Source organism: Pseudoduganella sp. jia 9, from assembly GCF_055502615.1.
The window spans coordinates 197744-209460 of the sequence record NZ_JBUPWE010000008.1; the positions used below are offsets into that span (position 1 = coordinate 197744).

Sequence of the window (11717 nt, forward strand, 5' to 3'; positions counted from 1 at the left end):
AACGCCAAGCCCGCAGCCGCGGGCTTGGTGCATTCACAAGTGTCTTGAATCGGTAATAAACATTCACGGCGCCTGATAACAACGCAAGAGAGGATGAGACATGCAAAGACCGCAACCGAAGTTGATAGCGCTTGCAGCACTGGCTGTGTGTGCGATGGCCGCCCACGCCAATGCCCAGCAGGCGACGGGTGACGCGGGGCAGCTGGATGGGCAACAGGTCGCGCAGGCAACCGTGCCGGCGGACCCGCAGCCGGGCGCGCAATCCAGCGGCCAGTCCGGAACGCAGGGCGCAACGGGTTCCACGGCCCAGCCGGCCAGCCAGGGTAGCGGCGCGGAAGCCAACACCGTCGTCGTCACCGGTTTTCGGGCCAGCCTGAACAGCGCCCTGAACACGAAGAAGAACGCCGACGGCATCGTCGACGTCATCAAGGCCGAGGACATCTCCAAATTCCCCGACGCGAACCTGGCCGAGTCGCTGCAGCGCGTGCCCGGCGTGGCACTGGAGCGCGGCGACGGCGGCGAGGGCAAGCAGATCACCGTGCGCGGCCTGAACTCGGGCTTTACGCGGGTGCGCATCAACGGCATCGAAGGCGTGGCCGCCACCGGCGCATCGGACATCAACGGCAGCACGAACCGCGGCCGTGGTTTCGACTTTTCCGTATTCGCCTCTGAGCTCTTCAACAGCCTGTCGGTGCGCAAGACCGCCGAAGCGGCCGTCGAGGAGGGCTCGCTGGGCGCTACCGTCGATCTGCGCACTGGCCGGCCGTTCGACTTCAAGGGCCGCACGATCAGCTTCGGCCTGCAGGAATCGTACCGCGAGATGGGCAAGAAAACCCAGCCGCGCGTGACGGGCCTGATCTCGGACCGCTGGGAAACGCCGTATGGCCGCTTTGGCGCATTGATCTCGGGTGCCTGGTCCAAGCGGCGCGCGCAGGAAGAGGGCTACGAGGCCGTCAGCATCGTGGCCGCCAACACCGACGGCGGCTTCTGCTCGCCGGTCGGCGTCAGCCCGCAGACCCCGCCGAACGACCCGGTGAAAGGCGTCAACGCCACGTCCTGCGGCGTCGGCGCCGACCGTCCCACCGACGCCACCGCCTACAACGAGGTGTTCGGCCGGCGCGACGACTACGGCGGACTGCTGGCCAACCCCGCGGCCGGCAATGGCGCGTTCCACCCGCGCATTCCCCGCTTCCGCCGCTCGATGACGGACTACGAGCGCCTGGGCATGACGGGCGCCCTGCAGTGGAAGCCGAATGCCGACACGGACGTCAACCTGGACCTCATGTACGGCAAGTTCGACAACATCCGCTACGACAACTACATCTCGGCGATCTCGTTCGGCCGCACCATGGCGCAGGCCAACGGCAAGCCGCAGACCTCGATCGTCGATGCGGAATTCAACGAGGACGGCCGCTGGATGTACGGCAAGTTCAACGATGTCGATATCCGCAGCGAAGGCCTGGTGGACGTGTACGAGACCATCTTCAAGCAGCACGTGTTCACGGTCGGCCACCGTTTCAGTGACACGCTGCGCGCCAACTTCATGCACGGCGTCTCCGACTCCAAGCTGGATGAGCCGATGCGCGCCACCGTGCAGTTCGACGCGCCGAACGTGGACGGCTTCTCGTTCGACTTCCGCCAGAACCGCGACGTGCCGATCCTGAACTTCGGCATCGATGTGGCGAACCCAGACAACTTCACCTTCGGGCCGCAGGACGCCAACGGCACGCTGCATGGCCAGTTCGTGGGCCGCTACCTGAAGACCACCAACCGGCTGCAGACCACGCAGGCCGACGTGGAATGGGAAGTGAACGACCACATCACCTTGAAAACCGGCCTGTCGGCCCGCAAGAACCGCTGGACCAACCTGGAACTGGCCTCGGGCGGCAACGGCCTGACGCTGCCGGCCGGCACCACGGTGGGCGACTATACCCAGCAGATCACCGGCTTCGGCAAGAACCTGGGCGGTACCGGCGTGCCGACGTCGTGGGCCACGGTGGATCTCGACAAGTTCCGCTCCGCATGGGATATCGAGTGCCACTGCGCCGCCGTGCCAGGCTCCGAGTACAACTACCTGACGCAGTCGAACCGTGCGGTAGAGGAAAAGATCAACGCGGTGTTCGCCAGTGTCGACTTCAACTACGACGTGGGTCCCGTAACGCTGCGCGGCAACCTGGGCGTGCGCGGCGCCGAGACCAAGCTCAATTCGCGGGCGATGATCAACGTGAACGGCCAGCTGCAGCCGAACTATGGCTACAAGAAATACCGCGACTGGCTGCCGGCGCTGAACCTGACGGCGATCCTGCCGAACGACGTGTTCCTGCGCTTCTCGGCCGGCAAGGTGCTGTCGCGCCCCGACTACGTGGGCCTGACGCCCTCGGTCTCCGTCAACACCACCGGCCAGTCGGTCTCGATCGGCAATCCGAACCTGGACCCGATCCGCGCCAACACGTTCGACCTGCAGGGCGAGTGGTACTACGCGAAGAACGCGATGGTGGGCCTGGGCGTGTTCCGCAAGGACATGAAGTCGTTCATCCAGGGCGTCTCGGAACTGGCCACCTACTCGTCGCTGGGCATCCCGAACGACCTGCTGCAGACGCCGACCGGCTGCTCGATCACCGGCGGCACGCCGGCGTGCCCGACCACGCCCGATACGGTCGTGACGGTCAGCCGCCAGGTCAACACCAGCGGCGGCCCGCTGAACGGCGCGGAATTCTCGTGGCAGACGCCGTTCTCGTTCCTGCCGGGCGCCTGGTCGAACTTCGGCATGATGGCCAACGTGACGCGCGTGAAGTCGAAGATCAAGTACCTGACCCGCCTCGACAACCCGCGCACGCCGGGCAACGAGGAGCTGTTCATGATCACCAACTTCACCGGCCTGTCGCCGCGCGCGAACAATCTCACCGTCTACTACGACGACGAGAAGTTCAGCGCCCGCGTATCGCGCGCCAACCGTTCCAGCTACTACCGGGGCATCCGCGGCAATGTCGACGGCCACGACTACCTGGTCGCCGACGGCACCACCACGTACGACATGAGCACGTCGTACCAGGTCACGCCGCACCTGCGCATCTCGTTCGAGGCGCAGAACCTGTCGAACGAACCGACCCGCTACTACAACGATACGCAGCGGCAGGACACGCTGCTGTTCGTGAAGTCGGGCCGCACCTTCGTGCTGGGGGCGAGCTACAAGTTCTGATGTAGCGGCGCCGCCAGAAAAAAACTGGGGACGGACCCTGGTTTCCAGGAAATTTTCTGGAAACCAGGGTCTGTCCCCTTTTTTTCTGCCGGCATTGGCGCGCTTCCTGCTCGAACCGGCGGTGGCGCGGCCGCGGGAAGGCAGCGTGGCGCAACCGGCCGGCTGCGCGGCTCATGCCTCGTGAACCGCGCTCAAGCCGGGCGCCGGGCGATGCCGTCGAGCTTCGCCGCCAGCCCGGGGATGCCGGCGGCGGCAAGGCCGAAGGTGTCTTCCAGCACCTGCGCGATCTCGTCCCCCGATGGCAGTTCGCGGCGCACGGCCGGCAGATCCGTCGGCTGGAACGAATAGCGCGTGTTGTGCAGCACGTGCCGGCCCCCGTCGACCGTGCGCACGGCGATCAGGTCGCGGGTGAAGTGGGACACCGGATTGGTCGACACGTACCAGTTCGACATCTCGACATCCACCGGATAGGCGGGGCGCAGGTCGAACACGTACAGGTGCAGCCAGCCGCCATCGGCTTCCGCTTCCAGCCGCCATTCGTCGCCCGGCCCCCCCAGGCTGGCAAGGCGGTAGCGGCCGTGCGGCGTATGCTGGACGACGTCTGGAACCAGTTGCAGCGGCGCGGTCGGGGTCATCTTGCCGAAGCCGGTGTCGGAAACGAAGCGCTCGCCACCGATCTCCGCCAGCAGCAGCATGTGCGTGCGCGGCGTGACCGCGTCGGGCGGCGCCGTCATGCGCACGCGCGCCAGCAGTGGCGTCGCGTCAAAACCCAGCGCGGCGAGCGCGTGGCGGTACAGCGTGTTGTGCTCGAAGCAGTAGCCGCCCCGGCGCGCCGTGAATTTACTGACCAGCGCCGGGATTTCCAGTGGCACGGCCAGCCCGGCCAGGGGATTCAGGTTCTCGAACGGGATGGCCTGGATATGGCCGCGCTGGAGGCGCGCCATCGTGTCGAGCGATAGCGCGGCGCCGGGCGCGACACCGAGCATGTTGAAGTAGGCGGTGATGGAATCGGACACTGGAAGCTCCCGGAAACGATGACGGGAGCAGTGTAATTCAGGCGCGGACGAAACCCTCGACGTTCTCCGTCGTCACTGGCGTGCCGTGTACTTTTTCCACCGTCACGCCGCGCATCGACACGTTGCGCACAGGCGCCTCGCGCTCGGCCTTGATCAGGCAGACGAACTTCGCCTCGCCCACGGTGATGTCGGAAACGTGGAGGCCCTCGATCGGTGTCAGTCGCCGCTGGTAGGTCGGCAGCAGGTTCTTCCACTGGTACAGCACGTCCGTTTCCACCGCCAGCACACCACCCTTGATGCTGGTCGCCGTCACGTTCGACACGTGGATGTTCTTCACGAAGCCGCCGCGCCGCTCGTTGGTCTTCACGTACAGGATGTTGTTGATCGTGCTGGCCGCGCCGGAACCCTGGTTGTCGAAGTGGCAGTTGTCGACGAAGACGTTCTCGATGCCGCCCGACAGTTCGCTGCCGATCGCGCACAGCTGGTGGCCGTTCTTGATGCGGCAGTTGCGCATCACGATGTTGCGTGCCGGCGTGGCCAGGCGCCAGGCATCGCGGTCGCGGCCCGATTTCACGGAGATCGCATCGTCGCCCTGGTCGAATACGCAATCCTCGATCAGCACGTTCTGCGCCATTTCCGGGTCGACGCCATCGTTGTTGTGGCCATGCGCGGCGATCTTTACGCGGCGGATCACCACGTCGTTGGTCAGGTAGGGATGCATGACCCAGAACGGGCTGTCGTGGATCGTGATGTCCTCCACCAGCACGTGCCTGCAGCGGTTGAACTGCACGAACTGGGGGCGCAGGTTGGCCGCGCCGACCGTCATGTCGCGCTGCTCGACCGGCAGGGGAGTCCCCTTTGCCGACATGTCGTACAGCTTCACCAGCGCATCCATGTGCGGCTTCGGGCGCTTGTACCAGATGCTCCACACGTCCAGCTTCGCGCGCAGCGTGCCTTCGCCGGTCAGTGCCACGTTCTCGCACTGGTAGGCGTACACCAGCGGCGAATAGTTGTAGCACTCGAGTCCTTCCCAGGTGGTGTGCACGGCGGGCAGGTAGTCGGCAGGATTTTCCGAGAACAGCAGCGTGGCGCCTTTTTCCACGTGCAGGTTGACGTTGCTTTTGAGGTGGATCTTCGCGGTGGGCCACACGCCTTCCGGGACCACGACGATGCCGCCGCCTGCCGCATGGGCGGCATCGATCGCGCGTGCGATCGCGGCGGACGTCTTGCGCTGGTCGGCCTGGTCGGCGCCGAAAGCGGTGATGGCGAAACGCGGCATGCCGGCGAAATCGGGAATGCGGATGGCCGGCATCTCGAACGGCGCGGCCACCCGTACTTCCTGGTGGCGCATGCCACCGGTGGCGCGCGGCGAGGAACAGCCCGAAGCCGCCAGCAGCGGCATGGCGGCACCGGCGAGCATGATCCTGCGGCGCCGGACGTCGATGGATGGCTTGCTGAAGGACGGCACGGTTCTGTTCTCCTGTGGCTGCGGAATGGCGCATGGTACTTCGCGCATCCGTCCTATGGAGGCGGGGCAGGGGAATCGCTCAGGAGGTTGACGCATGTACGCGGCAGGGAAGCGGGATGTCATCCCGACACGCTCGAACGAGCCGATCCCGCGGGCCATGTTGCAGCGAGTTTGGAAAAGTGCAGCAGAGAGTGCGCTTTTATCGCCAGGATATTGCTTTGTGGAATCTTTGGCGCTAGCATGGTGCCATGGCCATCTCCGCAACCAGCGCGCTCGCTTCCGGCGTCTATACCCCGACCACTACGACGGTCGCCCGCACCAGCAATCCCGCGCTGGCCGCCAGGGCGGCCAGCCTGTCGTCGACGGCCGGCATCGTCGCCACGCTGGGCGGATCGTCCGGCGCGCAGGTGTACTCTCCGGCCGGGCTGCTGAACACCCTGGCGCACGCCGGCACCGCAGCGGCGCTGCCCGGCAATGGCGATACGGGGACCGGCACAGGCACAGGCACCGGCAACAACGCAACCGACCTCGCCAACAGCGGCCAATGGGCATCGATCCTGAAGGCCAATCCCTCCGCCGCTGCGTTCGTGATCGGCGCTTCCTACACCAGCGGCATCATCGACACGCTCGCCTGAGTCGGCAGCGGGAGATAGCGACCGCTATCCCCCGATGCCGACTCAGGCCTGCATCGCGTAACGTTCCAGCCAGTGCGCATACGGCGCCGGCAGCACCCACGACGGCCGTGCCAGGCCCAGGTCCTTCGCCGCGCGGTACGGATAGTGCGGATCGGCCAGCAGCGCGCGGCCCACCATCACGAGGTCCATCTGGCCGTCGGCAACCACGCGGTCGGCGTTGGCCGGCGCGTCGATGCCCCAGGATGCGGCGACCGGCAGGCCGGCTTCGCGGCGCACGCGTTCGGCGACCGGCGCCAGGAAGGCCGGGCCCCAGGGAATCGCCGTCTTCGGGATCGTGAAGCCGACCGACACATTCAGCAGGTCGAGGCCGCCGGCGCGCATCTTCTGCACCAGGGCGATCGATTCGCGCAGGGTTTCCTCGTCGCGGCCGTCGTATTCGAGAACGCCGAAACGGGCCGTCAGCGGCAGGTTTTCCGGCCACACCTCGCGCACGGCGGCCAGCGTCTCGAGCAGGAAGCGGCCACGGTTTTCAGGCGTGCCGCCGTAGATGTCGTCGCGCTGGTTCGAGTGGGCCGAGAAGAAGGTCTGCGCCAGGTAACCGTGCGCGAAATGCAGCTCGAGCCACTCGAAGCCGGCGTCGCGGGCACGCCGCGCGGCCTGCACGAAGCCGGATTTCACGCGCTCGATGTCGGCGATCGTCATCGCCTGGGGCACTTTCGGCAGGTTGGCGCCGAAGGCGATCGCCGACGGGGCGATGGTCTGCCAGCCGCGCTGGTCATCCGCGGCAATGTGGTCGTCGCCTTCCCACGGGCGGTTGGAACTTGCCTTGCGGCCCGCATGGGCGATCTGTATGCCCGGCACCGCGCCGCCGGCCTTGATCGCCGCGGCGATGCGCGCCATGCCCTCGGCCTGGCCGTCTTCCCACAGGCCCGTGCAGCCCGGCGTGATGCGGCCTTCCGGCGACACGGCGGTGGCCTCGACGATCACCAGGCCGGCGCCGCCGCGCGCGATGCTCGTGTAATGGGCCAGGTGCCAGTCGTTGGTGTAGCCGTCGACGGCGCTGTACTGGCACATCGGCGGCACCGCGATACGGTTGCGCAGCGTGACGTCTTTCAGGGTGAATTCGGTGAAGAGTGCGGACATGTCTGTTCTGGAAAATGAAGAGGAAGCACTGTAAGCGTCGCCCGGCATCATGTAAACTGATGGCACCTTATCTCTCCCATTAGAATTCATTATGCATCCGCCACAATGGCTGCAATCGTTTACCGCGCTGGCCCATACCGGCAGCTTCACCCGCGCCGCGGAACGGCTGGGGCTCACGCAGGCGGCTGTCAGCCAGCACGTGCGCCAGCTGGAAGACCGGCTCGGCCCCTTGCTGCTGCGCCGCCCGCGCGCCATCGAGCTGACACCGGCAGGTACGGCACTGCTGCAGTACTGCGCCGAAATCGAGGAAGCGGACCGGCGCCTGGCCGTGCGCATCGCCGACGAGGAAGCCTGCTGCGGCGACGTCGGGCTGGTCACGCCCGGCAGCCTGGGCCTGTTCCTGTATCCGCTGCTGCTGGACTTCCAGCTGGCCCACCCCGGCCTGGCGATCCGCCACCGCTTCGCGCCCGACCGCGAAACGCTGGCCCAGGTGCTGGACAAGCGCTACGACCTGGGCATCGTGGCGCTGAAGCCCGACGATGCGCGGCTGGCCGCCACGCCGTTCGCCGAGGAAGCGCTGGAGCTGGTGGTGCCGGCCGCCAGCGAGGTGCGCGGCTGGCAGGACCTGCACGCGCTGGGCTTCATCGACCACCCGGAAGGCCATGCGATGGCGACGCGGCTGCTGAGCCGTGCGTTCCCCGGCAATCCCGGGATCGCCACGGTGCCGGCGCGCGGATTCTCGAATCAGGTGGGACTGCTGCTGGAGCCCGTCGCGCGCGGGCTCGGTTTCACCGTCATCCCCACCCACGCGCGGCGGGCGTTCGCGCGGCAGGAGGCAATCCGCGTCATCGACATGGCCGCGCCGGTCGTCGATACGCTGTGGCTGATCCACCGCGCCGAGTGGCCGCTGCCGGCGCGCGCCCGGCGCGTGGCCGACTACCTGCAAGAACATATTTCAACAAGGAGTATTCGATGAACGACTACCTGGACTTCGCCCGCCAACTGGCCGATGCCGCCGCCGCCGCGGCCATGCCGCACTTCCGCACCCGGCTGGAAGTTGAAAACAAGGAGCAGGGCGCCTACGATCCCGTCACCATCGCCGACCGGGCTGCCGAGCGGGCGATGCGCGAGCTGATCCGCGCACGCTATCCGGAACACGGCATCGTCGGCGAGGAAGAGGGCATCCACCAGGGCAGCGGTCCGTATCACTGGGTGCTCGATCCGGTCGACGGCACGCGCGCATTCATCTGCGGCCTGCCGCTGTGGGGCACGCTGATCGCGCTGAACGACGGCGCCCGGCCCGTGGTCGGCGCGATGTACCAGCCGTTTACACGCGAATTCTATGCGGGCACGCCGGACGGCGCGTGGCTGAACGGCGAGCGGCTGCGCACGCGCCCCTGCGCCAGCCTGTCGTCCGCCCGCCTGATGACGACGGCGCCGGAAATTCTCCGCGTGCCCGCGCAGCGCGCCGCCTGGGACGCGCTGGCCGCCGAAGCCCAGCTGGTGCGCTTCGGCGCCGACTGCTACGCCTACTGCATGCTGGCCGCGGGGCACATCGACGCCGTCGTCGAGGCGGGGCTGAAGCCGTTCGACATCCAGGCGCTGATCCCCATCATCGAAGGCGCCGGCGGCGTCGTCACCTCCTGGGACGGCGGCGACGCCCAGCACGGCGGTACCGTGCTGGCCTGCGGCGACCGGGTGCTGCATGCGCAACTGGTTGAACGGCTGCGCCACGCTGCCTGAAGACAACATTGCCAAAAACCGGGGTCAGACCCCGGTTTATGGAAACACTATTAAGTGTCGATGTCGCCACAGGGGCTTGCAAACGTTGTCAAGAAACGCAATGATGGCCGGTCATTTTCACAATTGCGGCTGGATCTTGCTGTGAGCAAAATGCCAAGAAGTCATCCGTTGCGCCCCGACTACAACTACAATGGCGCCCACGAAACGGAGCATGGGGGACATACCAAATGCTGAGAACGCATCGCATTGCGCTGCTTTTCAATGCAAACAAGATTTTCGACCGCGAAGTCATCACCGGCGTCGCCGGCTACCTGGCCAGTACCCGCACCGCGTGGGACCTGTTCCTGGAAGAGGACTTCCGGCTGCGCCTGTCCGGCATCGACCAGTGGCAGGGCGACGGCATCATCGCCGACTTCGACGATCCGCTGGTGGCCAGCGCGCTCGCGTCCGCCCGCGTGCCGCTGGTGGCGGTCGGCGGTTCCTACGAGAACCCGGCCGACTACCCGGCCGGGGTGCCGTATGTCGCGACCGACAATTTCAAGCTGATCAAGCTGGCCTACGACCACCTGATCGAGGCAGGCCTGCGCAACATCGCCTGTTTCAGCCTGCCCGAGGCAAGGGAAAACCGCTGGGCGCAGGAACGCGAGAAGGCGTACTGCAGGCTGCTGCTGCGCGACAAGCTGCAGCCCGAGGTATACCGCGGCCATGCCACCAGCGCGCAGCACTGGAACGAGGCCGTCGAGCAGCAGATCGCCTGGCTGCACAGCCTGCCCAAGCCGGTCGGCATCATCGCCGTCACCGATGCGCGGGCGCGCCAGCTGATGCAGGCGTGCGCGCTGGCCGGCATCGAAGTGCCCGAGCAGGTGGCCGTGATCGGCATCGACAACGATCCGCTGGCGCGCATGCTGACCCGCATCCCGATGAGTTCCGTGATCCAGGGCGCCCAGGAAATGGGCCGCACCGCGGCGCACTTGCTGGACCAGATGCTGCACGGCGTGCGCCTGCCCGATACGCGCATCCTGGTGCCGCCTTCCGGCATCAACGTGCTCGCGTCGAGCCGGCACGAGGCGGGCAAGCACCCGCACGTGATGCGCGCGCGGCACTTCATCAGGCAGTACGCCTGCCAGGGCATCAAGACCGACCAGGTGGCCGAATACGTCGGCATATCTCGCTCGTCGCTGGAAGCGCACTTCCGCGCGGAGCTGGGCCGCAGCGTGCACGACGAAATCCTGCGCCTGCGCCTGGAAGCGGCCACCGGCTTCCTGGCCCGCGGCACGTGCAACCTGGCCGACGTGGCGGTGCGCTGCGGCTTCACGTCCAGCCAGTACATGCATTCGGTGTTCAAGCGCGAACTCGGTTGCACGCCGCGCGCCTGGCAGGAGCGCCAGCGCAGCGCCGAACCGGCCGGCGACCTGCAGGAATGAACCTCATGCCGCCCATCGCCGCATCCGCCGCCATGGCCCAGCAGTTCACGCTGACCAACGCGTGGGGCATGCGCGTGACGATCAGCGAGCGCGGCGCGGCCCTCGTCTCGTGGCTGGCGCCGGACCGCTATGGCCGCATGGCCGACATCCTGCTCGGCTATCCGGACCGCGAGCAGCTGCGCCTGAACGGCATGCTGCACCATGCCTGGTTCGGCGCGATCATCGGCCGCTGGGCCAACCGCATCGCCCATGGCCGCTTCACGCTCGATGGCCGCGTGGTGCAGGCCGACGTCAACGACCGCGGCAACCACCTGCACGGCGGCGATACCGGCTTCCATGTCGCGCACTGGGACGGCGAGCTGGCGCACGGCGGGCTGGCGCTGTCGTACGTGTCGCCGGACGGGCATGGCGGCTTTCCCGGCACGCTGGCCGTGCAGGTGTTCTACCAGCTCGACGACGACGGCAGCCTGACGATCGAATACCAGGCCACCTGCGACGCGCCGACGCCGGTCAACCTCACATCGCACCCGTGCTTCAACCTGAACGGCGGCACGGCCGACGTGGGCGATCACATGCTGCGCATCGACGCCGATCATTACCTGGCCACCGACGATGTGGGCATCCCCACCGGCCGCGCCGAAGTGGCCGGCACGCCGTTCGATTTCCGGCAGCCGGCCGCCATCGGCCCGCGCATGCGCTGGCCCGATCCGCAGATCCGCGCGATCGGCGGCTTCGATCACTGCTACTGCCTGCCCTCCGATCCGCGCGAACCGGGCCGGCTGCGCAACGTGGCGCGCGTCATCGATCCCGGATCGGGGCGCCAGCTGGACGTGTCCACCACCGAGGCGGGCCTGCAGTTCTACAGCGGCAACGGCCTGACGGGCATTCGCGGCCGCCATGGTGTGACATATTCGCGACACGACGGTTTTTGCCTGGAAGCGGGCGCCTACCCCGACCAGCTCAACGGCAAGGGCGCCGCGGCCGTGATCCTGCGGCCCGGCCAGGTCTATCGGCAGACCACGGTGTACAAGGTGTCGCTGCAAGCGTGAAATATCGTTTGGCCGAATGGTGAATTTCGTAATTGATGCG

The 11717-nt window shown here is 67.0% G+C and carries 9 protein-coding genes; 6 read left to right on the plus strand and 3 right to left on the minus strand.

Annotated features, from left to right (window positions below; all coding sequences use genetic code 11):
* Window positions 1–100: 100 nt before the first annotated feature.
* A complete protein-coding gene (locus tag ACY34H_RS12060) occupies window positions 101–3199 on the plus strand; it encodes a TonB-dependent receptor (RefSeq protein ID WP_464977731.1) in 3099 nt (1032 codons plus the stop codon).
* Window positions 3200–3390: 191 nt separating this feature from the next.
* On the opposite strand, the gene ACY34H_RS12065 is transcribed toward ACY34H_RS12060, so the two are convergent.
* A complete protein-coding gene (locus ACY34H_RS12065; protein ID WP_464977732.1) occupies window positions 3391–4215 on the minus strand; it encodes an arylamine N-acetyltransferase family protein in 825 nt (274 codons plus the stop codon).
* A gap of 37 nt (window positions 4216–4252) precedes the next feature.
* Window positions 4253–5683 carry a glycoside hydrolase family 28 protein gene (locus tag ACY34H_RS12070; RefSeq protein WP_464977733.1) on the minus strand — a complete coding sequence of 477 codons (1431 nt, stop codon included), beginning with the start codon at window positions 5681–5683 and terminating at the stop codon, window positions 4253–4255.
* 248 nt (window positions 5684–5931) lie between these two features.
* On the opposite strand from ACY34H_RS12070, the gene ACY34H_RS12075 reads away from it, so the two are divergent.
* On the plus strand, window positions 5932–6318 hold the full coding sequence (locus ACY34H_RS12075) for a hypothetical protein (protein WP_464977734.1): 387 nt from the start codon (window positions 5932–5934) through the stop codon (window positions 6316–6318).
* 42 nt (window positions 6319–6360) lie between these two features.
* Here ACY34H_RS12075 and ACY34H_RS12080 read toward each other — a convergent pair whose 3' ends face one another.
* Entirely contained in the window at window positions 6361–7461 is a 1101-nt protein-coding gene (locus ACY34H_RS12080; RefSeq protein WP_464977735.1) for an NADH:flavin oxidoreductase/NADH oxidase, read from the minus strand.
* A 91-nt stretch (window positions 7462–7552) separates the two neighbouring features.
* Between ACY34H_RS12080 and ACY34H_RS12085 the strand changes: the two genes are divergently transcribed.
* The 4 genes from ACY34H_RS12085 to ACY34H_RS12100 all read left to right on the plus strand — a co-directional run bounded on the left by ACY34H_RS12085 (window position 7553) and on the right by ACY34H_RS12100 (window position 11677).
* On the plus strand, window positions 7553–8437 hold the full coding sequence (locus ACY34H_RS12085; RefSeq protein ID WP_464977736.1) for a LysR family transcriptional regulator: 885 nt from the start codon (window positions 7553–7555) through the stop codon (window positions 8435–8437).
* Window positions 8434–9204 carry a histidinol-phosphatase gene (gene hisN, locus ACY34H_RS12090; protein ID WP_464977737.1) on the plus strand — a complete coding sequence of 257 codons (771 nt, stop codon included), beginning with the start codon at window positions 8434–8436 and terminating at the stop codon, window positions 9202–9204. Before ACY34H_RS12085 ends, hisN begins: the two co-directional genes overlap by 4 nt.
* A 227-nt stretch (window positions 9205–9431) precedes the next feature.
* Window positions 9432–10628, plus strand: a complete 1197-nt coding sequence (locus ACY34H_RS12095; RefSeq protein WP_464977738.1) for a XylR family transcriptional regulator — start codon at window positions 9432–9434, stop codon at window positions 10626–10628.
* Between the two features lie 5 nt (window positions 10629–10633).
* Window positions 10634–11677: an aldose epimerase family protein gene (locus tag ACY34H_RS12100; RefSeq protein WP_464977739.1), complete on the plus strand. Its 1044-nt coding sequence runs from the start codon at window positions 10634–10636 to the stop codon at window positions 11675–11677.
* Window positions 11678–11717: the final 40 nt, after the last annotated feature.

Coding starts and splice junctions, on each gene's coding strand:
- ACY34H_RS12060 (WP_464977731.1), top strand. CDS start 101: ATGCAAAGACCGCAACCGAAGTTGATAGCGCTTGCAGCACTGGCTGTG.
- ACY34H_RS12075 (WP_464977734.1), top strand. CDS start 5,932: ATGGCCATCTCCGCAACCAGCGCGCTCGCTTCCGGCGTCTATACCCCG.
- ACY34H_RS12080 (WP_464977735.1), bottom strand. CDS start 7,461: ATGTCCGCACTCTTCACCGAATTCACCCTGAAAGACGTCACGCTGCGC.
- ACY34H_RS12085 (WP_464977736.1), top strand. CDS start 7,553: ATGCATCCGCCACAATGGCTGCAATCGTTTACCGCGCTGGCCCATACC.
- hisN (WP_464977737.1), top strand. CDS start 8,434: ATGAACGACTACCTGGACTTCGCCCGCCAACTGGCCGATGCCGCCGCC.
- ACY34H_RS12095 (WP_464977738.1), top strand. CDS start 9,432: ATGCTGAGAACGCATCGCATTGCGCTGCTTTTCAATGCAAACAAGATT.
- ACY34H_RS12100 (WP_464977739.1), top strand. CDS start 10,634: ATGCCGCCCATCGCCGCATCCGCCGCCATGGCCCAGCAGTTCACGCTG.